Source organism: Paenalcaligenes sp. Me131 (assembly GCF_050487225.1).
Lineage (GTDB): Bacteria > Pseudomonadota > Gammaproteobacteria > Burkholderiales > Burkholderiaceae_B > Paenalcaligenes.
Genome location: NZ_JBKQGY010000003.1, coordinates 257,057 through 280,787, shown reverse-complemented (window position 1 = coordinate 280,787; position 23,731 = coordinate 257,057). Strand labels below are relative to the sequence as shown.

Annotated in this window: 21 protein-coding genes and 1 pseudogene; 6 read left to right on the top strand and 16 right to left on the bottom strand. The window is 51.5% G+C overall.

All coding sequences use genetic code 11. From position 1 onward, the window contains the following. The first annotated feature begins 62 nt into the window (after positions 1 to 62). Genes atpG through ACLPHM_RS12960 form a run of 3 tightly spaced genes read left to right on the top strand, consistent with a single transcriptional unit; the run spans position 63 to position 2,865 of the window. Positions 63 to 971 carry a F0F1 ATP synthase subunit gamma gene (atpG, locus tag ACLPHM_RS12970; protein WP_430221654.1) on the top strand — a complete coding sequence of 303 codons (909 nt, stop codon included), beginning with the start codon at positions 63 to 65 and terminating at the stop codon, positions 969 to 971. Positions 972 to 1,014: 43 nt separating this feature from the next. Further along, a complete protein-coding gene (gene atpD / locus ACLPHM_RS12965; RefSeq protein WP_166406870.1) occupies positions 1,015 to 2,433 on the top strand; it encodes a F0F1 ATP synthase subunit beta in 1,419 nt (472 codons plus the stop codon). 9 nt (positions 2,434 to 2,442) lie between these two features. Next, positions 2,443 to 2,865 carry a F0F1 ATP synthase subunit epsilon gene (locus ACLPHM_RS12960; RefSeq protein WP_430221653.1) on the top strand — a complete coding sequence of 141 codons (423 nt, stop codon included), beginning with the start codon at positions 2,443 to 2,445 and terminating at the stop codon, positions 2,863 to 2,865. Between the two features lie 1,082 nt (positions 2,866 to 3,947). Here the strand turns inward: ACLPHM_RS12960 and ACLPHM_RS12955 are convergent. The 6 genes from ACLPHM_RS12955 to cyoA all read right to left on the bottom strand — a co-directional run bounded on the left by ACLPHM_RS12955 (position 3,948) and on the right by cyoA (position 9,402). Then, on the bottom strand, positions 3,948 to 4,535 hold the full coding sequence (locus ACLPHM_RS12955) for an SCO family protein (RefSeq protein WP_430221652.1): 588 nt from the start codon (positions 4,533 to 4,535) through the stop codon (positions 3,948 to 3,950). 12 nt (positions 4,536 to 4,547) lie between these two features. Beyond that, positions 4,548 to 5,447 (bottom strand): heme o synthase, encoded by a 900-nt coding sequence (gene cyoE, locus ACLPHM_RS12950; RefSeq protein ID WP_430221651.1) that lies wholly within the window; start codon positions 5,445 to 5,447, stop codon positions 4,548 to 4,550. 87 nt (positions 5,448 to 5,534) lie between these two features. After that, the gene (gene cyoD, locus ACLPHM_RS12945) at positions 5,535 to 5,870 is read right to left on the bottom strand and encodes a cytochrome o ubiquinol oxidase subunit IV (protein ID WP_430221650.1); all 336 of its coding nucleotides are present in this window, start codon (positions 5,868 to 5,870) and stop codon (positions 5,535 to 5,537) included. Between the two features lies 1 nt (position 5,871). Continuing rightward, positions 5,872 to 6,504: a cytochrome o ubiquinol oxidase subunit III gene (cyoC, locus tag ACLPHM_RS12940; RefSeq protein WP_430221649.1), complete on the bottom strand. Its 633-nt coding sequence runs from the start codon at positions 6,502 to 6,504 to the stop codon at positions 5,872 to 5,874. A gap of 7 nt (positions 6,505 to 6,511) precedes the next feature. After that, a complete protein-coding gene (gene cyoB / locus ACLPHM_RS12935; RefSeq protein WP_430221648.1) occupies positions 6,512 to 8,488 on the bottom strand; it encodes a cytochrome o ubiquinol oxidase subunit I in 1,977 nt (658 codons plus the stop codon). 5 nt (positions 8,489 to 8,493) lie between these two features. Further along, complete coding sequence (gene cyoA / locus ACLPHM_RS12930) at positions 8,494 to 9,402, bottom strand: ubiquinol oxidase subunit II (protein ID WP_430221647.1); 909 nt, start codon at positions 9,400 to 9,402, stop codon at positions 8,494 to 8,496. Between the two features lie 198 nt (positions 9,403 to 9,600). Between cyoA and ACLPHM_RS12925 the strand changes: the two genes are divergently transcribed. From ACLPHM_RS12925 to ACLPHM_RS12915, 3 genes are all read left to right on the top strand, one after another. Then, the gene (locus tag ACLPHM_RS12925; RefSeq protein ID WP_430221646.1) at positions 9,601 to 11,025 is read left to right on the top strand and encodes an aminotransferase-like domain-containing protein; all 1,425 of its coding nucleotides are present in this window, start codon (positions 9,601 to 9,603) and stop codon (positions 11,023 to 11,025) included. A gap of 95 nt (positions 11,026 to 11,120) precedes the next feature. Next, entirely contained in the window at positions 11,121 to 11,402 is a 282-nt protein-coding gene (locus ACLPHM_RS12920; RefSeq protein ID WP_166406877.1) for a hypothetical protein, read from the top strand. A gap of 19 nt (positions 11,403 to 11,421) precedes the next feature. After that, the gene (locus ACLPHM_RS12915; protein WP_430221645.1) at positions 11,422 to 12,054 is read left to right on the top strand and encodes a DUF6436 domain-containing protein; all 633 of its coding nucleotides are present in this window, start codon (positions 11,422 to 11,424) and stop codon (positions 12,052 to 12,054) included. On the opposite strand, the gene ACLPHM_RS12910 is transcribed toward ACLPHM_RS12915, so the two are convergent. The 10 genes and pseudogenes from ACLPHM_RS12910 to ilvD form a co-directional block, all read right to left on the bottom strand. Then, entirely contained in the window at positions 12,055 to 12,786 is a 732-nt protein-coding gene (locus ACLPHM_RS12910) for an anaerobic ribonucleoside-triphosphate reductase activating protein (protein ID WP_430221644.1), read from the bottom strand. It lies immediately after the preceding gene. A gap of 8 nt (positions 12,787 to 12,794) precedes the next feature. Then, positions 12,795 to 14,750 (bottom strand): annotated as a pseudogene (locus ACLPHM_RS12905) (ribonucleoside triphosphate reductase); the annotation flags it as partial. Between the two features lie 716 nt (positions 14,751 to 15,466). Next, the gene (locus ACLPHM_RS12900; protein ID WP_430221643.1) at positions 15,467 to 16,435 is read right to left on the bottom strand and encodes a 2-hydroxyacid dehydrogenase; all 969 of its coding nucleotides are present in this window, start codon (positions 16,433 to 16,435) and stop codon (positions 15,467 to 15,469) included. Positions 16,436 to 16,453: 18 nt separating this feature from the next. Continuing rightward, entirely contained in the window at positions 16,454 to 17,749 is a 1,296-nt protein-coding gene (locus ACLPHM_RS12895) for a TRAP transporter large permease (protein WP_430221642.1), read from the bottom strand. Next, positions 17,742 to 18,227: a TRAP transporter small permease gene (locus ACLPHM_RS12890; RefSeq protein WP_430221641.1), complete on the bottom strand. Its 486-nt coding sequence runs from the start codon at positions 18,225 to 18,227 to the stop codon at positions 17,742 to 17,744. Before ACLPHM_RS12890 ends, ACLPHM_RS12895 begins: the two co-directional genes overlap by 8 nt. A gap of 24 nt (positions 18,228 to 18,251) precedes the next feature. Next, entirely contained in the window at positions 18,252 to 19,301 is a 1,050-nt protein-coding gene (locus ACLPHM_RS12885; protein ID WP_430221640.1) for a TRAP transporter substrate-binding protein, read from the bottom strand. Positions 19,302 to 19,337: 36 nt separating this feature from the next. Next, entirely contained in the window at positions 19,338 to 20,297 is a 960-nt protein-coding gene (locus ACLPHM_RS12880; RefSeq protein WP_430221639.1) for an NAD-dependent epimerase/dehydratase family protein, read from the bottom strand. Then, positions 20,288 to 21,097, bottom strand: a complete 810-nt coding sequence (locus ACLPHM_RS12875) for a hydroxypyruvate isomerase family protein (RefSeq protein ID WP_430221638.1) — start codon at positions 21,095 to 21,097, stop codon at positions 20,288 to 20,290. Before ACLPHM_RS12875 ends, ACLPHM_RS12880 begins: the two co-directional genes overlap by 10 nt. 18 nt (positions 21,098 to 21,115) lie before the next feature. Next, a complete protein-coding gene (locus ACLPHM_RS12870; RefSeq protein WP_430221637.1) occupies positions 21,116 to 22,006 on the bottom strand; it encodes an NAD(P)-dependent oxidoreductase in 891 nt (296 codons plus the stop codon). Beyond that, positions 22,003 to 23,721 carry a dihydroxy-acid dehydratase gene (ilvD, locus tag ACLPHM_RS12865; RefSeq protein WP_430221636.1) on the bottom strand — a complete coding sequence of 573 codons (1,719 nt, stop codon included), beginning with the start codon at positions 23,719 to 23,721 and terminating at the stop codon, positions 22,003 to 22,005. The genes ACLPHM_RS12870 and ilvD overlap by 4 nt, the downstream gene beginning before the upstream one ends. Positions 23,722 to 23,731 lie beyond the last annotated feature (10 nt).

Sequence of the window (23,731 nt, the reverse complement as noted above, 5' to 3'; positions counted from 1 at the left end):
AGTTCTGCCCCATATAGCGGGGCAGGTGCCCTGTCCCGATAACGCCTTTACAGGAAAGTGTGATGGCTGGAATTAAAGAAATTCGTACAAAGATCAAGAGCGTGCAAAACACGAGCAAGATCACCAAAGCCATGGAGATGGTGGCGGCATCCAAAATGCGCAAAGCGCAGGAACGGATGCGTGCAGGCCGTCCTTATGCGACCAAGGTACGCGAAATTGCAGCGCACCTGATGCAGGCACACCCAGACTACGCACACCCATATTTGCTTGAGCGTGAAAAGCTAAACGCAGTTGGGGTGGTTGTAGTTAGTACGGATAAAGGCCTGTGTGGTGGTTTGAATACCAACATTTTGCGTTTGGTACTGGCTCGTCTGCGCGATTTTGAAAATCAAGGTATTAAGGTACAAACCACAGCGCTGGGTAGCAAAGCTGCTTCTACGCTGGCTCGTGTTGGTGCCAACCTGGTGTCTCAAGAAGTGCAGTTGGGTGATGAACCTAACCTTGAGCGTTTGATCGGTGCTGTTAAAGTGCAGATGGACGATTTCGTTGCTGGCAAGATTGATGCAGTCTACCTAGCGACAAGCCGTTTCGTTAACACCATGACGCAAGATCCTACGTTTATTCGTTTATTGCCACTGCCTAGCGGTTTGGCAGATCCTTTCCAGCAAGTGAGTGAGAGTGCCGCCGCTTCTACAGCACTCAAATCTGAGTACGGTTGGGATTACATCTACGAACCCGATTCGAAAACTGTTATTGATGAACTGTTGTTGCGCTATGTAGAAGGTCTGGTATATCAGGCTGTAGCGGAAAACATGGCTTCTGAGCAATCCGCCCGTATGGTGGCGATGAAGGCCGCATCCGATAACGCCAAAAAAGTAATTGGTGAGCTACAGCTGGTTTACAACAAAACCCGTCAAGCTGCTATTACTAAAGAAATTTCTGAAATCGTGGGGGGTGCTGCAGCCGTGTAATCGGTGTGTGGCTAACCATTAAGTTATTATGCAAGGACTAAACATGAGCAACGGTACCATCGTTCAGTGCATCGGCGCCGTGGTGGATATTCAGTTCCCCCGCGACAGCATTCCTAAGGTTTATGACGCCTTGAAGCTTGTCGATACAAGCTCCAAATTCGCCGAAGAAGGTTTGACCTTCGAAGTTCAGCAGCAATTGGGTGACGGCGTTGTCCGTACGATTGCTATGGGTTCCAGCGACGGTTTGCGCCGTGGCATGGAAGTAGGCAACACCAACGCTCCTATCTCCGTTCCAGTTGGCTCCGCCACTCTGGGTCGTATTATGGACGTGCTGGGTCGCCCAATCGACGAAGCTGGCCCAATCCCTACTGAAGAGCGTCGCGCTATTCACCAGGATGCCCCTAAATTTGACGAGCTGTCTCCATCCGTGGAACTGCTTGAAACCGGTATCAAAGTGATTGACTTGGTTTGCCCCTTTGCTAAAGGCGGTAAAGTAGGTCTGTTCGGTGGTGCGGGTGTGGGTAAAACCGTGAACATGCTTGAGCTGATCAACAACATCGCTAAGCAACACAGTGGTTTGTCCGTGTTCGCTGGTGTAGGTGAGCGTACTCGTGAAGGTAACGACTTCTACCACGAAATGGCAGAAGCTGGCGTTATTCAACTGGACAACATCGGCGAATCCAAAGTAGCCATGGTGTTCGGTCAGATGAACGAGCCTCCAGGTAACCGTCTGCGCGTGGCATTGTCCGGTCTGACTATGGCGGAAAAATTCCGTGACGAAGGTCGTGACATCCTGTTCTTCGTAGATAACATCTACCGCTACACCTTGGCCGGTACTGAAGTATCCGCGCTGTTGGGTCGTATGCCTTCCGCCGTGGGTTACCAACCTACACTGGCTGAAGAGATGGGTAAACTGCAAGAGCGTATTACTTCCACTAAAACTGGTTCTATTACCTCTATTCAGGCCGTTTACGTTCCTGCGGATGACTTGACTGACCCATCCCCAGCAACAACCTTCTTGCACTTGGACTCTACAGTTGTGTTGTCTCGCGACATTGCTGCTTTGGGTATCTACCCTGCGGTTGACCCACTGGGTTCTACAAGCCGTCAGTTGGATCCTCAAGTGGTTGGTGAAGAGCACTATGCAATCGCTCGTGGCGTACAGCAAACTCTGCAACGCTACAACGAATTGCGTGACATTATCGCGATTCTGGGTATGGATGAGCTGTCTCCAGAAGACAAACAGATCGTAGCTCGTGCACGTAAGATCCAGCGTTTCCTGTCTCAGCCTTTCCACGTGGCAGAGGTGTTTACAGGTGCTCCTGGTAAATTCGTTACATTGAGCGAAACACTGCGCGGTTTCAAAATGATCGTTGATGGTGAGTGTGATGCACTGCCAGAGCAAGCCTTCTACATGGTTGGCGGCATCGACGAAGCATTCGAAAAAGCGAAAACACTGTAAGGATTACTCATGGCTACACTTCAAGTTGATGTGGTCAGTGCGGAAAAATCGCTGTTCTCCGGTGAAGCCAACTTTGTTGTGCTTCCTGGCGAATCCGGCGAGCTGGGTATTTTGCCCGGCCACACCCCACTGATTTCTCGGATTCGTCCGGGTATGCTGAAGATCGTTATGGCCGACAACAGTGAAGAAGTGATTTTCGTTGCTGGCGGTATTCTCGAGGTTCAGCCTTCCAAAGTAACGGTTCTGTCTGACACAGCGATTCGTGCTGCTGATTTGGATGAAGCCAAAGCTCTGGAAGCCCGCGAGCGCGCCGAAGAAGCTCTGCGCAATACCAAAGATCAAGCGGATATGGCTGTAGTAGAAGCTGAGTTGGCCATGTTGGCTGCTCAAGCAGCTGCAGCACGTCGTTTCAAGCAAAACCCAGGTCACTAAGTAGTGCGTGGGCGATAGCCTGAGCGGTGTATGGTCTACGGATCATAGCGCGATCAACAAAAACCCCTGCTAATGCAAATTAGCGGGGGTTTTTGTTTGTCCCCTTACAAGAAGCATTCGGGGTGATTCTCTGTGCGACAAGGGAAGTGCGTGCGTATAGGTGCGTATCTCTTGTGCGTATTATGTGTTTAGCTTGTTATTTTGTAGGGATACGAGGCGTGACGGATAACGTTGTGACGTAGGAGCTAGGCTAGTTTCGACTTTGAATCCAACCAGAAGCGAAGCCAACCCAACCCAACCCAACCCAACCCAACCCAACTCAACTCAATCCCAGCCCAACACAACCCAACTCAACTCAATCCCAGCCCAACACAACCCAACTCAACACAATACAACTCAGCCAAACCAAACCAAACCAAACCAAACCAAACCAAACCCCAACCCCAAACCCAAACCCCAACATCCACCCTTAACTCGCTCGTCAGCATAGTTAAATGCATTCAGACCTAGAGTAGGTCAGGTATAAGTCGTGCTTACAGATTTGCTTTATGGGTTGTGTTGAGTGGCACGGCTCCGTTGTGCTTGTGTAGCCGGTATCAGCATTTTCACTGCCGTTGATAGTGCTAGTAGCCATGCTGCGTCTCGGCAGAGTATGACGTGTCAAAGAAGCCTGTTTTACGCTTTGCTCATGTGGGTTGTCCACAGATAGTTAGGCCTTTAATAAGGTGCTGTGTATAAGGCTTTTTAGCCTGTTTGAGACGTCTAGACTGATTGTGTGTAGGTAAGGGCTACTTTTACCTATAAAGAGCTTGTAGAGCGTTGTGGCGTGTGCGCGATATTGACTGTCATAAAGCTAGGGATAGTCATAACAATATAACCAGTATGAAGCGGCGTAACGGCAGCGTGTATGCGTGTTTCAGGCGTAATGAGGGTAATGAGCGAATTAATACGCTATGCATAAAAAATGCCCAGCGCATGATGGGCTGGGCATAGTTATCTGGCAAGTTCTAAAAATACGTATTTGTGCTCTAGCAAAGAGAAAGTAGCCGTATTTTTGGTGCGGTATCTGGGGCGCTTGTTTTTTACTTCCCGTCTATCAGCAGCTGTATGTCATCAACAATGTTATCCACAGGCGTGCCGTAGTTAATATACAAGCGTAATTTGCCTTTAGGATCGTACACGTAGGCACCTGCAGAGTGGTCCATAGTGTAGCTATCAGGAGTAGGGCCGGGAACGCGCTGGTAGAACACCTTGAAGTCTTTGGCCATATTTTCTACTTCGTCTGGGCTACCAATCAACGCTTGAGCACTAGGGTCAAAGCTGTCTAAGTAAGCGCGCATGACTTCAGGGGTATCACGCTCTGGGTCTACGGTCACAAAGAGTATTTGTAGCTTGTCGAAGTCTTCACCCAGTTTTTCTTTGACTTCGGCCATTTCTACCATAGTGGTGGGGCAGACGTCAGGGCAGTGGGCAAACCCGAAAAATACGTATACAACTTTGCCTGCGTAGTCGGCAACGCTTTTGTAGTCGCCGTTTTCGTCAGGCATATTCCAGTCTTGGGCGTACTCTACTTGACTGAAATCCATGGCGTGAAAAGTAGGCTTGTCGTCAGAGCAAGCACTCAGCCACAACAAAGGTAAGCACAGCAGTAGGGTACGAATCCAAGGCATAACGCGCAACTTTTATAGCAAGTAGTGATCCAGCAGCAGGGCAAGGAAAATGCCGCTTAGATGCCAGAGAGACCAACGGAAGGTTCTTTTCGCCAAATCGTCGGAATAGTTTTTGTACAGTGCATAGCCGTAGGCACAAAAGATGCCGCTCAGCACAATGGCAGTGAGTAGGTACAGCCATGAACTCATGCCATAGAAAACAGGCAATAAGGTCGTGATAAAGAGCGCAATGGTGTAAAGGAATATGTGGCGCGCAGTATAGTCCATGCCGTGTGTAACAGGCAGCATAGGCAGGCCAGAGCGCTTGTAATCCTCAACTCTATACATCGCCAGCGCCCAGAAATGCGGCGGTGTCCAGACGAAGATAATCAAGAACAGGATGATGGCTTCCATATGCACTTCACCGCGTATGGCTGCCCAGCCTAAGAGGGGAGGCATCGCACCTGAGGCACCACCAATCACAATGTTTTGGGATGTCAGGGGCTTCAGAATAATGGTGTAGATAATGGAGTAGCCAACAAAGGTTGCCAGAGTCAGCCACATGGTGAGCATATTGGCATATGTCACCAGAATAAAGCAGCCCAGCGAACACAGAACGGCAGTGAACAGCAGTGCCTGGCGATCAGAGAGTTCGCCACGAGCAGTAGGACGCCACGCTGTACGTTTCATACGGGCGTCGATGGATTTCTCTACGAAGCAATTCACAACGGCGGCAGCCGACGCTACCAGCCAAATGCCAAAGCAAGACAGCAGAATTCGTACCCATTCAGCGCGGTCAGGCCAATGGGGAAGTGCCAGCATCATTCCGATGAAGGCGCAGAAAGCAATGAGTTGTACCACCTTAGGCTTGGTTAGTACCCAAAATTGGGACCAACGTGAAGCGGTGACGGCAGTGAGGGTCGCATGATTCATAGTGCGCTCCAGTAGCAGGAAGCATCCGGCCAGCCGTAGGGCCGGCCGGGTGCGAAGAGCGAACGGACTAATAGTTCAGGGCTGAACTTATCCGTTGATCATCATGTGGTAATGCATGCTCCAGATGATCCAGATCGACAATGCAATAACGATGAACAAAATAACTAAGGTGAAAACGAAACTGGCCAAATTCCAGCCGTTTTCAGACGAACGGTTCATGTGCAAGAAGAACACCAACTGAACGATTACCTGAATTACCGCAAAGGCAACCACGATCAACAACGTGGCTGGTTTGCTGAGAACAGGGTTCATCACCAAAGCAAAAGGAATAACAGTCAGAATCACGCACAGAACAAACCCAATGCCGTATGACTTGAAGCTGCCGTGGCTTTCTCCTGCGCGGCTTGTGGAGGAATGTGACATGTTAAAGAGCTCCAAACAGGTACACGACGGTGAACACGCAGATCCAAACCAGATCCAGGAAGTGCCAGAAAATGCTCAGGCACGACAGGCGTGTGATGTTGGTCGGTGTCAGGCCGCGTGTAGTCAGTTGATGGATAACCACAGCCATCCAGATCAAACCGGCAGTAACGTGAATACCGTGTGTGCCAACCAATGTGAAGAAGGCACTCCAGTATGCGCTACGGGTAGGACCAGCGCCTTCAGCAATCAGGTGCTGGAACTCGTAGAGCTCCATGCCAATAAAGGAAGCACCCAATAAAAAGGTTACGCATAACCAGCGCAGTGCGGCGGCTTTATCTTGGCGATGTACAGCCAGCATGACAAAGCCGTAAGTAATACTGGAGAACAGCAGAACAAAGGTCTCAACCAGCACGAAAGGCAGTGAGATCAGTTCCTTGCCGGTGGGGCCACCGGCAAACGCATTACTTAATACCGCATAAGAGGCGAACAACGTACCAAACAGCACGAGGTCGGACATGAGGTAAATCCACATGCCCAGGACTTTTGTGGAGCCCTGGTCGTGTGAGTGATCGTCTGCATGGGCGTGGTCGCCGTGTGCAGCCGAATGAGCGGATTGTTGAGTCATAGTCGACATGTTGCTATCAACCTTTCTGTGCAAGCGCAGCTTGATGATGCGCATTCTCTATACGTTCAATTTCATCGGGCTGGACGTAGTAGTCCACATCATCGTTGTAAGAACGAACGATGAAGGTGATGATAGTTGCCGCGAAACTGCCTGCAGCCAACCACCAAATGTGCCAGATAAGCGCGAAACACATCAACAGCAGGAACCCGTTAACAATCATCGGTACACCGGTGTTGCGTGGCATATGAATAGGTTCGTAATGCTTAGGAGGCGGTGGTAAACCACGCTCTTTAGCTTCATGGAACGCATCCAGACCATCAACCACAGGGGTAACAGCGAAGTTGTAGAACGCTGGTGGAGAAGCAGTTGCCCACTCCAATGTACGGCCATCCCATGGGTCGCCAGTAACATCCAGGTTTTTGTTGCGGTCGCGGAAGCTGACGTACAACTGCAGCAGCATAAAGCCAATACCTGCCAACACAAACAATGCACCTACAAAGGCTACGTATAGGTACGGTTGCCATGCAGGGTTGTCGTATTGGTTCAGCCTACGTGTCATGCCCATGAAGCCCAGCATGTACAGTGGCATGAACGCCAAGTAGAAGCCGATGACCCAGCACCAGAAGGAGTAACGACCCAGACGCTCATTGAGCTTGAAGCCGAACATTTTCGGGAACCAGAAGTAGAAACCAGCAAAGTAACCAAACAGCGCACCACCAATAATCGTGTTATGGAAGTGAGCGATCAGGAACAAGCTGTTGTGCAGAACAAAGTCAGCACCAGGAATAGCCAACAACACGCCTGTCATACCGCCGATAGTGAATGTCACCAAGAAAGCGATAGTCCACATCATAGGTACGGAGAACTCTACGCGGCCACGGTACATCGTGAACAGCCATGTAAAGATCTTCACCCCAGTTGGGACGGCGATAATCATGGTCATAATGCCGAAGAACGAGTTAACGCTGGCACCAGAGCCCATGGTGAAGAAGTGGTGTAGCCAAACCACGAAGGACAGCAGACCAATAGCAATGGTCGCACCTACCATGGATTTGTAGCCAAACAGTTTCTTACGTGCAAAGGTAGCGGTCACTTCGGAGAAGATACCGAAAGCTGGCAGCACCAAAATGTACACTTCAGGGTGACCCCATGCCCACACCAAGTTCACGTACATCATGGGGTTGCCGCCCAAGGTGTTGGTGTAGAAGTTGAAGTCAAGGTAACGGTCTAGTGTCAGAGCGCCCAGAGCTACAGTCAGAATTGGGAACGCCGCAATAATAATCGCGCATGTGACAAAAGAGGTCCATGTAAACACGGGCATTTTCATCAGGCTCATGCCTGGTGCGCGCATTTTCAGGATAGTTACAAACAGGTTAACCCCGGTCAGTAATGTACCTAGACCGGATGCCTGTAAGGCCCATATGTAGTAATCCACCCCCACTCCAGGGCTGTATTCAATCCCAGACAATGGTGGATAGGCTACCCAACCAGTTTGCGCAAATTCACCTACACCCAAGGACAACATAACCAGCACAGCGCCGACTACGAAAATCCAGAAGCTGAACGCGTTCAAGAATGGGTAAGCCATATCTCGAGCACCGATCTGCAGAGGCACTACTACGTTCATCAGACCCACAACAAATGGTGTAGCGACGAAGAAGATCATGATTACGCCGTGGGCGGTAAAGATCTGGTCGTAGTGCTCAGGGGGCAGGAAGCCTTCACTACCGGGGCCGGCAGCGGCTAACTGTGCACGCATCATCAGCGCATCGGCAAAACCGCGCACCAGCATGACGATAGCAACCACGATATACATGATACCGATGCGTTTGTGGTCTACAGTCGTGAACCAGTCACGCCAGAGTACGCCCCACTGCTTAAAGTAGGTGATCGCACCTAGTAGGGCGACACCGCCCAACACGATACCGATCAGGGTCACCACGACGATGGGTTCGTGCAGGGGTATGGCGTCCCATGTCAGTTTTCCAAACATGACCTTTACTCCTTGGTTGTATTGGATGGCTCGGCATCCAATGCCGGCGCCGGTGTGGTGTTAGCACCTACACCAATGAACTGGTCTATTACTTTCTTAAACAGTTGAGGTTCAACTGAGCCGAAGTAAGTAATAGGGTAGTAATGACGAGTAGGCTGAGCTAATTGTGCAAAACTGGTCATGTCCAGTGTTTTGTCGGACTCATGTACTTCGTCTACCCATGCATCAAACTCAGCATCCGTCAAAGCGGTTGCCATGAAGTGCATTTGGGAGAAACCGTTACCACTGTAGTTGCCAGACATGCCGCGGAATTCGCCAGTCTCGTCAGCAATCAGGTGCAATTGTGTGCGCATACCCGCCATGGCATAAATCTGACCACCCAACTGAGGGATGAAGAAAGTATTCATGGTGGAGTTAGAAGTGATGCTGAATGCCAAGGGGCGATTCGCAGGGAACTTCAACTGGTTAACGGTAGCAATGCCTTGGTCTGGGTAAACAAAGACCCATTTCCAGTCGGTAGCAATGACTTCCACGTTTAGTGGTGCTACATCAGACTCTAGAGGCTTGTAAGGATCCAATTCGTGGGTGGATTTCCACACAATGAATGCCAGAATGCAAACAATGATGAAGGGAATCCCCCAAACCACAACTTCAATTTTTGTGGAATGAGTCCAGTTTGGTGTGTATTTCGCTTTGTGATTAGATGCCCGGAAACGCCATGCAAAGACAATTGACATGACGATGGCGGGGATCACCACGATAAGCATGAGCGCGACGCAAATAATAATGAGGTCGCGTTGGGCAATGCCTACAGCTCCTTTAGAGTTGAACAGCACCCAGTCGCATCCGCTAAGACCCAGAAGCATAAAAGCCATGAGTGCATAACGGGTACGGTTCCAGCAAGTTTTCATCATGCCTAGACCTTGTGTAATGGTTTTTCCAAGAAGATGAGCGTGTATTGACGCAACAACAGGGACGTTGCACTTACTCTTGGTATGATGGCTATGTAAGAAGAAGAGTCAGCACCATACAAGTGTAAAGAATGTTCCATGCAAGTTCGCTATTGTATGGTAATTTTATGGGGTTTTGTATAGAGGAGGTGACTTTCCGTTATGGAAGTGCCAACCACAATCCGTAAATTAAAAAAACCAAACTCCTCTTGGGTCAGGCCTTTCCAAGACGGAGAAGGATCCCTTTATCAACAGATTTCCAACCAAATCATCAATGCAGTGCAGGATGGCGTATTGCGCCCAGGGGACCGTTTGCCGCCTCAGCGAGAGCTGGCGCAAGCGATGGGTGTAGATCTTACAACGGTTACACGAGCGTATGCAGAGGTGCGCGCGGCCGGTTTAATGGATGCCTACGGAGCAGGGGGCTCCTATATTTCCTGTACGCACGCTGAGGATCACGGGACCGTGGACCTCAGCATGAATACGCCTCCTTTATTGGGCAGTGCGTTGTTTAGTCGCATGATGTTGTCAGCCATGAGCCATGTGCAAAAGCTTATGTCTAATGCTGATTTCATGAGTTACCGCATTGGTGCGGGCCTAAGCCAAGATCGCCAAGCGGCGGCGGCATGGCTAAAACCTATGCTGAGTAACGTGGATGGTGATCGTATTGTGATTTGCTCAGGGGCTCAAGCCGCACTGAGCGCATTGTTATTGGCGCGTACCCAACCCAATGATGTGGTGGTGGTAGACAGTTTGACGCATCCCGGCTTCTTGGCCGCTATACGTGTATTACAGCGCAGAGTGGTCACGGTGCCTGCCGATGCGGATGGTATGTTGCCGGATGAGCTAGAAAAAGTATGCCGGGAGAACAAACCTTCCCTACTGTATTTAGTCCCTACCATTCATAACCCTACTACAGCGACCATGCCGCAATCGCGGCGTGAGGCTATCTATAACGTGATCATGCGCCATGACGTGGCGGTGATTGAAGACGACCCCTATTGGTTATTGGCGGGCGATGCGGCACCACCTATTGCGGCGTTGGGGCTGTCGTCTACATCGGGGCCGCCGGTGTTTTATGTCTCCACGTTGTCCAAGTGTTTGGCGCCTGGGCTGCGTACTGCATACTTAGTAGTGCCACCCTCAGAGCCTATAGAGCCCATTTTGGATGCGTTGCGTTCATTGAGCTTGATGCCTGCGCAAACCATGGTGTCTAGTGTCACGCACTGGATTCAAGAAGGAGCAGCGCAAGAGTGGATGCGCCAAATACGCCAAGATGCAGGCCAGCGACAGAAAATTGCTGCTCGTATTTTGCCAGGTACACCCATTGCTCACCCCTACGGTCTGCACCTGTGGTTAGAGCTATCGCCTAAGTTGGATCAATATAGGCTGATACAAACGGCACAAGAGCAAGGTTTGGGTGTGACCAGCTCGGATGTGTTTTGTCCTTATGAGTCGTCACCAGGAGCTATACGTATCGCTTTAGGTGGAGCGCCAGATCATGCGCGTTTGCAAGTAGCCCTAGAGAAATTGGCAGATATATTGCTATCTGCTGACAAACCGCAGCGAATTGCAGCTATCGTGTAGTCATTTTCGTCCTACATGTTTTTTGTAAATGCATACAAGAATGTCTTGTATGCAGTAAAATAAAAGGCATGTAGGGTTTAAAAAATGGATGAAGTATGTCGTCTCAGCAAGGCCAAGGGCCAAGACGTTCGCGTTTGCACTTTCACATCATTATGGCGGGAAGTGGTCTTTTTATTATTGCGATGTTGGCCGTCTTGGCCTATGTCATGTCTAGGCCACAAACGCCGGCAGTGCAGGCAGCTGAGCAGCAGGCCATACTGAAATGCCGCGAGCGTAGCGTAGACCCTAGCCGTTCCTTGATTGCGCAACAGGAACTGGCGAAGTCCTGCCAAGAAATGACTAAGCAATATGTACGTAAATTTGGGCAGCAGCCGTAAGTAGTGGGTTGGAGTCAGAATGAAAACAACGCCATCGTCTACGGCTGAGCGCCCCAGCTTCGTGCGTCGCAATGCCTTACGTATCTTTGTGAGCGTGTGCTTACTGATTTTGTTTGGTATGGGGGCCGCATTGTGGCGGTACTTCGGAATCAGTGGCTTAAGTTCGTATTCCGAGCAAGCCATCGTGTTTGAAGACACGGCATTGCAACTGCCTATTGAGCTTGCTGGTGCAACAGGGCGTATTCGGATGGTGCATTTCTGGGACCCAGAGTGTACCTATTGCAATAGAGAAACCGGTGCGCACTTGAGCTATTTGATTAGCATGTATAAGCGCTCCAACATCGATTTCTATAGCGTGCAAAAGCCCGGATCTACCGGCGAGTTACCAACGTTTTTGCAAGGTAAGCTCAAGCCGCTGGATTACATTCCTGGTATGGAAAACATTCCGGCCAGCCCTGCAGTAGGCATTTGGGATGAATCTGGGCGCTTGGTATATGCCGGGCCGTATAGCTTGGGTATGGTGTGTACATCGGCCAATAGTTTTGTAGAGCCTATATTAGATAGGTTGGTCGCTGGTGAAACCGTGAACCAACGCGCAGGCTTTTTGGCAGTGGGCTGTTATTGCCCGTGGACTGAACCTGCCAAGCCTTAATTAACGTACGCTAAAGTTCGCAAATAGCCCTGATAAATGTTCTAGTGTGTTGGGGGCTGGAAAGTGTGACTGGCTGACTTGGTTCAGCGTCTGATGATTACAGCCCTCACTACGGAAACGCTGCAAACTCAAGGCAGACACGCCTAGCGATGCCAGTTCATCTGCCATCTCGCACAACTGCTCATCACTATGCAAACTGGCATGTATGGTGGTGCGGCACTCGTAACTGACCCCACTTTTGAGCAAAATCTCCAAGCTACGTTTAGCGGGTTCACCGCTGCGAGGTAGTGTGGTGATGGCTGGATAGTCTGCAAAACGAGTTTTGATGTCCAAGCCTACCCAATCCACCAAGGGCAACACACCCTGCAATGCGTCAGGGTAGGCGCCGCCAGTGTGTAAGCCTATTTTGAAACCACGCTCACGCACTTGTGCCATCGCTACGGGTAATACAGGGTCAAGCAGGGCTTCGCCACCGCTAAATACCACGGCATCCAACAAACCTTGGCGTGTGTCTAGCCATGCCAAGACCTTATCCCACTCCACAGGGCTTTTGGCAGTACGTTCTAGTAAATGCGGGTTATGACAATAATGACAGCGCCACGGGCAGCCTTGGATAAAGATCACCGCTGCCAATTGGCCTGGGTAGTCGGCGGCGCTGAAGGGCGTGAGCCCTCCTATTTTTATCTTGCGCCCAGGTCGTATGGGCCAAGGCGTAACCGTGGCTGTGGTCATCGTGATTAGGCTCGTTTGCGTAGAGATTCAGCTTTCTGCTGTGGATGCTCGGCAAAGTGCAGGCGCTCGTGAAACTCCCCTTGCTTGCCAATATTGAAGGAGGACACCGGGCGGTGATAGCCCATTACCCGCGTCCATACTTCGCACGCTTGTCGGTCTTCGTTACGTAACACAGGATGTTGGTTAGTAGTCATTGTCAGAACTCCAATAGCTTAATGGTGAGTGGTGTGTTGCTGGGCGAACAGTTCGTCATCGCATTTGGGGCAGAACTCATGCCGCCCAGACAGGTAACCATGCTTAGGGCAAATGGAAAAGGTAGGGGTGATGGTGATGTAAGGTAGGCGGAAGTTTTCCAAACTACGTTTAACCAGCGTGCGGCAGGCATCCACCGATGAAACCGCTTCGTTCATATACAGGTGCAGCACGGTGCCGCCGGTGTACTTACATTGCAAGTTGTCTTGGTGCAGCAAGGCCTCAAAGGGATCATCACTAAAACCAACGGGTAATTGCGACGAGTTGGTGTAGTAAGGCATGTCTGCTGTGCCAGCTTGCAGAATGTCGGCATAGAGTTTTTTGTCTTCTTTGGCAAAACGGTACGTGGTACCTTCGGCTGGGGTGGCTTCTAGGTTGTACAAGTGGCCAGTTTCTTCTTGGAATGCCACCATGCGCTCACGTACGTGATCTAACAAACGCAGTGCAAAATCGTGCCCCCATGGGGTGGTGATATCGTGCTTATCTAGTGTGAAGTTACGGATCATCTCGTTAATGCCGTTCACGCCCAAGGTGGAAAAGTGATTACGCAGCGTGCCTAAATACCGTTTGGTGTAAGGGAATAGCCCGTCATCCATATGTTGCTGTATGACCTGACGTTTGATTTCCAGACTTGTTTTACCCAGTTCTAACAGCGCATCTAAACGATTGAAAAGAGCCTGTTCATCACCCGCGTACACATAGCCTAAACGGGCGCAATTAATGGTGACTACACCTACCGAACCCGTTTGTTCGGCTGAACCAAATAATCCATTGCCACGTTTTAGTAGTTCACGCAGATCCAACTGCAACCGGCAACACATGGAGCGCACCATATTGGGTTCTAGTTCTGAATTGAGGAAGTTCTGAAAATAAGGCAGTCCGTAGCGCGCAGTCATGGCAAACAGGCGATCCGCATTGTCGCTGTGCCAATCAAAGTCTTTGGTGATGTTGTAGGTGGGGATGGGGAACGTGAACACGCGGCCTTTGGCATCACCTTGGGTCATGATTTCCATATAGGCGCGGTTGATCATGTCCATTTCGGCTTGCAGATCACCGTAATTAAACGGCATTTCCGTTCCGCCAATCACAGGCGTTTGGTCGCGTAGGTCTTCGGGGCATACCCAATCGAACGTGAGATTGGTAAAGGGAGTTTGCGTCCCCCAACGTGATGGCACGTTGAGGTTGTAGATGAGCTCTTGTATGCACTGCTTTACCTCGTCATAAGGCAAAGCGTCTTTGCGTATGAACGGTGCCATGTAGGTGTCAAAAGAGCTAAAGGCCTGAGCGCCAGCCCATTCATTTTGCAACGTACCCAAGAAGTTCACAATTTGGCCCACAGCACTAGATAAGTGTTTGGGTGGTGCAGACTCTACTTTTCCCGGTACGCCATTGAGTCCCTCATGCAGCAAAGTACGCAGTGACCAGCCCGCACAATAACCAGAAAACACATCCAAGTCGTGTATGTGCAGATCGGCATTGCGGTGAGCCTGACCCACTTCTTGTGGATAAATATGGCTTAGCCAATAATTGGCGACTACCTTGCCTGCGACATTGAGGATTAGTCCTCCCAGTGAGTACCCTTGGTTAGCGTTGGCATTGATACGCCAGTCACGCCTGTGTAGGTATTCCTCCATGGTGTTGCCTACCTCTACAACAGGGGCTAGTGAGGGGTGATGGCCATCATCCAGCGCGTGACCAGGTAGCAGTGTCATAAGGCTCTCCATCTACATATTGTGTTTAAAAGTATTTTTGAAACTATATATAGTGGTTTAGAGCATAGGTGCTAGCGTGATAACAAACCTTGATCTGGATTAAAAACTTGTGGGATTGTGTTTTGTACAGAGGGCGTGAGTAGGGGGATAGGTACGCTCTTTGGGCTCAGTGGTGTGGGAGTCTGACGGTGGCATTCATCGCACGCGCTGGGAACTGCAGGAATACTTTTTGTGATTTGTACACCAAATCAAAAAAGTTTCCTCTCCGTCCCCCGGGTGTTCTGAATGTGGAGAGGTTTACAGCCCTTTATTGTGTGGAGCTTTACTCAAGACTCGTAGCGGCAAGATCTACGTCCTTATCTTGTATGCCTACCTTTGCTAAAACAGGATTGGTACTAAGCAAAGAGTGATGAAACAAACCCTCCCCATTTATCTGCCACAGAAGTAGTAATGTCTAACAGCTACCGTCAATGCAAAAAACGTTGCAAGCGATGAAGGAAAGGCGGAGGGAAGTGTTTTTTTATTTGGTGTACAAATTAAAAAATACTTTCGCAGCCGTAGGCTACGGCAGGCAGTGATTGATCCGTGGGTTTTGACACTCTAGGTATGCAAAGCACACGTCACCAGTTAAATCATGAAAGCTGCATTCATTGCCCATGTTAGAGGACTACGGCAATACAAACAGGGGAGAGTTATCACCCACCCCTGAGTGCTATTTAGCCGTTAACCGAATTACGCAGTGTTTTGCCTGCTTGCCAATCCAGTAAGTTATCCACAGCCAAATCCACCATGCCCAAACGAGTACGTTTGGTGGCGCTGCCTATGTGGGGGGTCAGTACGGCATTGGGGGCGTTGAGTAGTTCTTTGGCAATGTTGGGTTCGTTTTCAAATACATCTATGCCTGCAGCTCCAAGTTTGCCACTTTGCAGCGCATGGGCTAACGCAACATCGTCCACCACACCGCCACGAGCAATGTTGACCAACACCGCTGTAGGTTTCATCAGTGCTAGTTCGTTTGCGCCGATAAGATGATGTGTAGCAGGGGAGTACGGCACGACCAAAATCACATGATCTGCTTCTTTCAGCAGGGTGTCTTTCTCTACCCAAGTCACGCCGGGGGTTTCATCCGCAGGTAGGGCTGTACGGTTGTGATACAGCACACGCATACCAAAACCTATGGCGCGACGGGCAACTGCACCACCTATACGTCCCATGCCGATGATGCCCAATGTACTACCTTGAATATCCACACCTAGCCAGCCATCTAAGGCCATGGATTTCCACTGACCATCGCGTAACCAGCGTTCAGATTCGCTGATGCGACGGGCTGCTGCAAACATCAATGCCCACGCTAAGTCGGCCGTGGTTTCAGTTAATACATCCGGTGTGTTACTGACAGGAATGCCACGGGCGGTAGCGGCGGCTACATCAATGTTGTTATAGCCTACGCCTATGTTGGCGATGACTTTTAGGTTGGGGAGTTGATCCAATATGGAAGCATCTACACGGCTACTAGCAGAAACCAGTAAAGCCTCTGAGTCCTTAGCCCAGGCAACCAATTGCTCACCTTGCAACGCGTTGTCACCTTGGTGGGCGTGTACAGAAAAACCAGCCGCTTCCAGTTTGGCCAGTGACTCAGGAAAAACGCGTGCGCATACAGCAACACGGGGAGAAGAAACACTCATAAGGGCTCCAACAAGCAATTAGCCTAAATAGCGAGGTAAATACAGCGACAGTACAGGGAAGGCGATCAGGATGGCCAAACGGATGATGTCCGCAAACACAAAAGGCATCACACCACGGTACATAGTCGCTAAGGGAACCTCGGGTAATAGGCTGCGTAAAACGATGACGTTCATCCCGAAAGGGGGCGTGATAAAGCTGATTTCGGTGACTACCACCACGATAATGCCAAACCAAATCAGATCAAAACCTAGATACTGCACCAAAGGGTAGAACACCGGTACGGTCAGCAAAATCATGGACATGCTTTCCAGTACAGCACCCAGCACAATATAAAGTAGGCTGATCAGAATAATGACGGTGTAAGGGCTAAGGTCAAACTGCATGACCATAGCTTTTAGGTCGTCAGGCAATGAGGTGAAGTTGATGAAATTGGCGAATAGCAATGCGCCAATAATCACCATAAACAACATACCAGTGGTTTGGGTGGATTCTATTAATACTTCGGACAGGCTGCGCCATGTTAAGGTGCCGCGTAGTAGTGAGAACAGCATGGCTCCGAAAGCGCCAATACCAGCGGCTTCGGTAGAGGTGAAGATACCGCCATAAATGCCGCCCATCACAATGCCGAATAGTACCAGCAAGCCCCATACTTTTTTGATGGCTTGCCAGCGTGCAGGCCACCCTTGGCGTTCGCCTGCTGCGGGGCCAGCATTAGGGTTGCGCCATGTCACCCAGGCCGATGCCAGCAGATACAGCAAGATGGCTAAGGCACCGGGAATCAAGCCTGCTGCAAACATTTTGCCAATGCTTTGCTCGGTCAAAATGCAGTACACCACCATCACAATGGAAGGTGGCAGCAAAATCCCCAACGTACCGCCCGCTGCAATAGAGCCGGTGGCCAGAGCGGGGTCATAACCAAAGCGGCGCATTTCTGGGTAGGCCACTTTGGACATGGTAGCTGCCGTTGCTAAGCTAGAACCACACACAGCACTAAACCCACCACAGGCCAAAATGGTAGAGAGCGACAACCCGCCGCGTCGGTGGCCTAAAAAGGCGTGCGCCGCGTTATACAGCTCTTTGGAAAGTCTGGCCTGAGTGATGAAGTTGCCCATCAAAATGAACAACGGCAACACAGACAAGGTGTATTGGAAACCGCTTTCATACACCATGGAACCCGCCATCGCATAGGCGGAAGACCAGTTACGTATCAGTGCGGTACCCACCAAACCTACCAGTGCCATGGCAAACGCCACGGGTACTTGCAGCATGATGAGGGCAAGCATGGCGGCAAAGCCTAACAGCGCTTCAGTCATGATGGGGCCCTTGGGTAATGGAGTGTAGAAGTTGCAGCAGGTGATACAGTGTTGTCACGCTTAGCATCACCGCCATGAAGTACGCGATAGGGGCAATGGGCAACAGCAATACCGCTGTTTTGTCACCGTAATCGGCGATCTCAGCAGCTTTGCCCCAGCTCACAACGGCGAGCAAACCTATGATGCCTAACGAAATCAGGTCACCCAGAATGCGTTGCAGCCAGCGAGTGCGCCCATGTAGCGCCATGGCCATCAAATCAACCGTGATATGGCCTTTGGAGGCTGATGATAGGGCGATGCCTGAGAAGATCACGCCCACCATCAGCAGTTCGGTGAGTTCTACCGAGCCAATCACCGGGAAATTGAAGAAATAGCGTCCCGCCACGTCCAGCATGGTGAGGCACATCATCAGAAAGAGTGTCACTTCGGCGATGCGTCGCATGACGCATAGCACAGGACGAAGCAGAGCATTCATCATGATTTCCTGATTGAGTCGCAGGGATTAAGGGCGGCTGTCTATTTCCGCATCCAGCTGTTGCAGTTGCTCGCGGAACTCGGCAAGTACTGCTGGGCCATCAATGTTCTTGGCCGCTGCGGCGTCTAACCAGGCTTGTTCAAAGCGTTGCGTGCGCTCGCGTACAGCGGCGACCAGCGCTTCGTCAGCATCGATGATTTCTACGCCTTTTTCTTGACCCGCTTTCAATGAGCCAGCATCTGCACCACCCCATGCCGCACCCGCCATGCGTGCCGCATACTCACCGCTGAGCCTATCCAGAATTTCACGGTCTTGTGGGTCTAGGTTGTCGTAGGCATTTTGGTTCATGATCAGGCCGTGTGAATCGCCATACAGCCCACCGGGGAAGCGAGTGATGTAACGCACCACGTCGTCTAGCTTGAAGGCTGCTAAAGATTCGCCGGGGAAGAACAAGCCATCTACTACACCGGTGCTCAGCAGCTCATAGGAATCGGGAGCGGGTTTGACCACAGGGTTCACATTTAGCGCTTGGGCGACGTCAGCCGCCATACCGCCACCTACGCGTATTTTTAGGCCGTCAAAATCTTCAATGGTGCGGATGGGTTTGCTACCGGTCATCACTAAGCCCGGGCCGTGGCCATACATGCTGAGTAGTTTGACGCCACGGTGTTCACCAGCGTCTTTCAGGTATTGGTCATAAATGCGCCATGCCGCAACGGAGCGGGCTTCACCGTGGTCACCCGTTAAAGGCAACGAAGCCAGCTTGGTCAGCTCAAAGCGACCGGGGTAGTAAGCGTGCGAGATAAAGGTGATGTCTACCAGACCATTACGAGCAGCATCGTAGTGGCCTGCAGGGTTGGTGACTGGTTTGGGGAGCAGACGAGGTTTGATGCGGCCTTCGGTTTGCTCTTCGATTTCGGCTAACCACGGCACGATAAAGCCTGCCACCAGCGAGTGGGTAGGCGGCAGCCAGACAGATACGGTTAATTCGGTGGGGGCGGCATGCGCAACCTGAGCGCTGCTTAGCGAGAGTGCCAAGCCTGAGCAGTACAGAAGTTTTTTACAGAGTTTCAGCATAATAAGTCTCCTTGTGGTCTCTATGTTTTATATGTATCAAGCTGATGGGGTGGTAAGCAGGGCTCTGTGTATCAAGTTTTCAATGTTGTGGTCATGGGTGAAACCAAGCTGATTAGCGAGGGTGGTGTCCAAGGTGGGCCAGCGGCCAAATTGGGCTTCTATGTCGGCGTTAGGTTGCCAGCTCACCAAGTTGTTGCGATCAGTGCCATAACGTTGTGCTAACCCTTGCACCAACTCACCAGTCAGTACGCGTAGCGCAGGTAAGGTCACCACTCTGCTGGGAGGCCATGCTGTGGCAGGGGAGGTGGCTGCATGCACCAGTTGCTCCAAACAGCAGGGTAAGGAGATCAACCAGTTCGAGGCATCCGCAGACACAGGGCAGGTATAGGCCGTGCCAGCCGCCATGTGCTGTACAACGTCGCTGGAAAAGCTGGATAGGGCCGCAATGGCTTGTAGGGGTCTGGCGATAATGCCGGGCAAGCGCACCGAACGACCATCTATATGGCCAAGACGGCTGTAATCAGCAATCAGTAGCTCAACCATGCGCTTATGTGTGCCATAGCTTAAGGTGGGCTGTATGGGGGTTTGGTCATCAATGTGGCTAGGCAGTGGAGTGCCAAACACGCCTATAGAGCTGGTGAATACCACCGTGGCTTTACGTGCTTGATGACGTAGGTCTTCCAGCAAGGCCATCGAGGCCTGTAAATTCACTTCCAAACTTAAACGCAGGTTTTCTTCGGCGCGTTTGCTGGTGATGCCAGCCAGATGAAAGACGTAATCAGCGGGTTCAGCCAATACTTGTTCGCGTACTGTGGCTTGGCAGAAGTCACCCTCTACATCGTGTAGAAGTGCGGGGGCTTGCTCTATGGGTTGTAGGGCCAGATCAGTACGGCTTAAACGTGTGATGGGCTGGCCTGCAAAATGGCTTTGTGTGCATAGCCAACGGGTAAGCGCATGGCCTATATAACCGGCTGCACCGGTGATAACTATGTGCATGAGGTGTGCTCCGGTGTGGTGCATAAGCCTGCTTGCTGCAAAATCACGAGAAACTTCAACCCTTGCTCAAATTTAGCAGCGGGTTTGTATTCGCACCCTATGCTGCCTAGGTAGTGTGTGTTCAACAGGTAGAGCAGGGCTTGCAGCATTTCTGGATGCTGTTGCAGGTTAGGCTCATGGCGTTGAGCCGGATCAGCAATTTGTACATGCGACACCACCTCGCGGCATGACTGCAGGGTTTCAAGCAGCGGTAAGCCTTCGACTAAGCTGTGATAGAAGTCGAATTGCAGCTTTAGTTGCGGGGAGTTCATCGCCTGCACGATGGTCAGTACATCAGCGGGGTTCCAGTAGGCATAGCCAGGTAAATCACGACGGTTGAGTGCCTCCAGTTGCAAGGTGATGCCGGTGCCAGCCGCTTGGTTTAGGGCATAACACAGGTTTTCTTGTAACGTGTCTTGCCAGTGTTGGGCTTCAAGATGCTGGGTAATGCCAGCCATGACGTGGATAGCGGGTACGCCTAGGCTGTGAGCGGTGTGCAAGGCGCGATCAAAATCGGCTTTGAAACGTTCTTTGGCCTCGGGTAGCGCTGCCAGCCCGAAGTGGTCGGCATCAATGGGCGTATTAATCAACAGAGGTTGTAGCCCGTGGTCTTCTAAGGGCAGTAAGTATTCTTGCGGGTGTAAATCGTAGGGAAACAGCATTTCCACATAGCTAAAGCCTTGGGCGGCAACGCGTGCGCAGCGTTCCGCAAAGCTCACATGTTCTGGAAATAACAGGCTGAGATTGGCAGCAAAACGCATGGTAGCTGACTCCTGTGGCTACGCTTGCGCCTGAAATGCAGGCAAGCTGTCAGGGTGGCTCAGGCAAACCAGCGCTGAAATCTCAGCGGCTCCTAACCCTAAGGCACTGGCTAGTCGCAGGTTTTGCTGCACGGTAGCCGCTAACGCGGTAGGGGTACGGGTTTGCTTGGCTAACTCCACAGCGCTGTCTATGTCTTTCAGCATGGTGTCTAAGGCACCCACACTATGGTGTTGTGCTTGCAGCATGCGGGGCGTAAATAAGGGCAGCAATTTGGAGTCGGCCCAGCCACCTTGTAGCGCTTCGGGTAGTTTGGCAGCATCCATACCAGCAGCGCGGGCTAAGCTTAAGGCTTCGGCGATGGCGTTTAGTGTCGCGGCCACAATGGTTTGGTTGCACAGTTTGGCCGTTTGCCCGGTGCCAGAATCACCCATGTGGGTGATGCGAGCGGCATAGGCCAAGATAGCGGGTGATGCCTGCTGTAACGCTGTTGCCTCACCGCCTACCATCACGGTTAATGTGCCTTGCTCGGTGCCTGCCACACCGCCTGATACGGGGGCGTCTAGCCAGTTAGCCTGACACTGTTGTTGTAGCTGTTTCGCCAGTTGTTGAGTGATGGCTGGGGCGATGCTGGAATGGTCTACCACCCATGACAGGGCAGGGGCGTGGGCTACGCCATGTTCACCAAAGACCACCTCCTGTACTGCAGCGGCGTCCAGCAAACACAGTAAGACGCCGTCTACACCTGTAGCAGCCTCTTGAGGTGTACTACATGCCGTAGCACCTAGCGCAACCATTGCCTGGGCTTTAGCCGGGGAGCGATTCCACACATTTACCTGATGACCTGCGGCGAGTAACCGCTTTACCATGGCTGTGCCCATTAAGCCTAAACCGCAGAAAGCGAGTTTCATTCTTCGCCCTCCGCTGGGTCATAAGGCCAATCCAGATTGCCAGAGTGTGTGGTGGCCCCTTCGTTGGCCGGGCCTACCAATTTGGCATATTTTTCCAGCACGCCCGCTAAGGGGGCACGATCTAGAGCGGGCTTGTTGGCGCGACGAAAAGCGAGTTCTTCATCGCTGATCTGCAGGTTTAGGCTGCGGGTAGCGGCATCAATGTGAATGGTGTCGCCGTTTTGAATTAAGCCTATGGCACCACCCATAGCGGCTTCGGGGCTGGCGTAACCAATACACATGCCACGGGTAGCGCCCGAGAAACGGCCGTCTGTGAGTAAGGCTACTTTTTCGCCTTTGCCTTGGCCGTAGATAGCGGCCGTCACGCTCAACATCTCACGCATGCCGGGGCCGCCCATAGGGCCTTCGTTACGTATCACCAGCACATCGCCATCTTGGTAGGCTTGCGTGGAGACCGCTTTCATACAGGATTCTTCGTTTTCAAAAACGCGGGCGGTACCCGTGAACTGTAGCGATTTCAGGCCTGCAATTTTTAGCAGCGCGCCATCGGGGCACAGATTGCCTTTGAGTACGACCACGCCACCAGTGGGGTGCAATGCCTGTGAACAAGGAAAGACGATTTTATTATCAGGGTCGGGGAAGTGTTCCAGTGCTTCAGCCAGTGTGTTGCCCTCTATAGTGAGGGTGTCGCCGTGTAAAAAACCGCCTTGTAACAAGGATTTCAGCACTACTGGTGTGCCGCCGATGCGATCCAGATCACGCGCTAGATACAGGCCACCGGGCTGCAGGTTAGCAATGAGTGGCGTGCGTTCAAACACACGGCCTACATCTTCTAGCGTGAAGCGAATACCGGCTTCGTTGGCAATGGCAGGGATGTGTAGGGCTGCGTTGGTAGAGCCACCAGTCGCGGCGACGACAGCACAGGCATTTTCCAAACTTTTTCTAGTGACTAAATCGCGAGGTAGTGGGCCGCCAGTGGACAAGATAGACATCACTTGTCGGCCAGCACGGCGTGCTAAAGCCAAGCGACTGCTGTACACCGCGGGTGTCATGGAAGAGCCTAGCAATGACAGGCCCAAGGTTTCGCCTACCATCGCCATGGTGTTGGCGGTAAATTGGCCCGGACAGGCACCGGCGGTAGGCGATGAGCTGCATTCAATGCCGCGTAACTGGTCCAAGCTAATGGTGCCACTTTGGTAACGGCCTACTGCTTCGATAGTGGTCAAAATGGTGCTGTCTTGGCCGGTGTCGGCATCAAAGCCGGGCAGCATCGAACCGCCATACACAAATACCGACGGCACATTGGTACGCACCATGCCCATCATGATGCCGGGCAAGGTTTTATCGCATCCCGCAAAGCCCACTAAACCATCGTAGGCATGGCCTCGCACCATCAGTTCTACGCTGTCGGCGATAGTCTCGCGCGACACTAAGCTCATGCGCATACCGGCATGATTCATCGACGTACCATCAGATACCGAAATGGTAGAAAAACTGATGGGTACACCGCCACCTTCGGCCACACCTAAACGGGCGTGGTCAGCTTGCGGGGCTAAAGACATAGAACAGGGCGTGTTGTCGCCTGTGGTGCTCACAATGCCGACAAAAGATTGCTCCAGCGAATGGTCGTCCATCCCAGTGGCGCGTAAGAAAGCACGGTGTGGCGCGCGGGTGGGGCCGCTGGTCACGACGCGGGAACGGTGTTTGTGCAACATGGAATGTCTC

Excerpts from the sequence above, each read along its gene's own strand:
- atpG (WP_430221654.1), top strand. The coding sequence starts at position 63 with ATGGCTGGAATTAAAGAAATTCGTACAAAGATCAAGAGCGTGCAAAAC.
- atpD (WP_166406870.1), top strand. The coding sequence starts at position 1,015 with ATGAGCAACGGTACCATCGTTCAGTGCATCGGCGCCGTGGTGGATATT.
- ACLPHM_RS12960 (WP_430221653.1), top strand. The coding sequence starts at position 2,443 with ATGGCTACACTTCAAGTTGATGTGGTCAGTGCGGAAAAATCGCTGTTC.
- ACLPHM_RS12955 (WP_430221652.1), bottom strand. The coding sequence starts at position 4,535 with ATGCCTTGGATTCGTACCCTACTGCTGTGCTTACCTTTGTTGTGGCTG.
- cyoE (WP_430221651.1), bottom strand. The coding sequence starts at position 5,447 with ATGAATCATGCGACCCTCACTGCCGTCACCGCTTCACGTTGGTCCCAA.
- cyoD (WP_430221650.1), bottom strand. The coding sequence starts at position 5,870 with ATGTCACATTCCTCCACAAGCCGCGCAGGAGAAAGCCACGGCAGCTTC.
- cyoC (WP_430221649.1), bottom strand. The coding sequence starts at position 6,504 with ATGTCGACTATGACTCAACAATCCGCTCATTCGGCTGCACACGGCGAC.
- cyoB (WP_430221648.1), bottom strand. The coding sequence starts at position 8,488 with ATGTTTGGAAAACTGACATGGGACGCCATACCCCTGCACGAACCCATC.
- cyoA (WP_430221647.1), bottom strand. The coding sequence starts at position 9,402 with ATGATGAAAACTTGCTGGAACCGTACCCGTTATGCACTCATGGCTTTT.
- ACLPHM_RS12925 (WP_430221646.1), top strand. The coding sequence starts at position 9,601 with ATGGAAGTGCCAACCACAATCCGTAAATTAAAAAAACCAAACTCCTCT.
- ACLPHM_RS12920 (WP_166406877.1), top strand. The coding sequence starts at position 11,121 with ATGTCGTCTCAGCAAGGCCAAGGGCCAAGACGTTCGCGTTTGCACTTT.
- ACLPHM_RS12915 (WP_430221645.1), top strand. The coding sequence starts at position 11,422 with ATGAAAACAACGCCATCGTCTACGGCTGAGCGCCCCAGCTTCGTGCGT.
- ACLPHM_RS12910 (WP_430221644.1), bottom strand. The coding sequence starts at position 12,786 with ATGACCACAGCCACGGTTACGCCTTGGCCCATACGACCTGGGCGCAAG.
- ACLPHM_RS12900 (WP_430221643.1), bottom strand. The coding sequence starts at position 16,435 with ATGAGTGTTTCTTCTCCCCGTGTTGCTGTATGCGCACGCGTTTTTCCT.
- ACLPHM_RS12895 (WP_430221642.1), bottom strand. The coding sequence starts at position 17,749 with ATGACTGAAGCGCTGTTAGGCTTTGCCGCCATGCTTGCCCTCATCATG.
- ACLPHM_RS12890 (WP_430221641.1), bottom strand. The coding sequence starts at position 18,227 with ATGATGAATGCTCTGCTTCGTCCTGTGCTATGCGTCATGCGACGCATC.
- ACLPHM_RS12885 (WP_430221640.1), bottom strand. The coding sequence starts at position 19,301 with ATGCTGAAACTCTGTAAAAAACTTCTGTACTGCTCAGGCTTGGCACTC.
- ACLPHM_RS12880 (WP_430221639.1), bottom strand. The coding sequence starts at position 20,297 with ATGCACATAGTTATCACCGGTGCAGCCGGTTATATAGGCCATGCGCTT.
- ACLPHM_RS12875 (WP_430221638.1), bottom strand. The coding sequence starts at position 21,097 with ATGCGTTTTGCTGCCAATCTCAGCCTGTTATTTCCAGAACATGTGAGC.
- ACLPHM_RS12870 (WP_430221637.1), bottom strand. The coding sequence starts at position 22,006 with ATGAAACTCGCTTTCTGCGGTTTAGGCTTAATGGGCACAGCCATGGTA.
- ilvD (WP_430221636.1), bottom strand. The coding sequence starts at position 23,721 with ATGTTGCACAAACACCGTTCCCGCGTCGTGACCAGCGGCCCCACCCGC.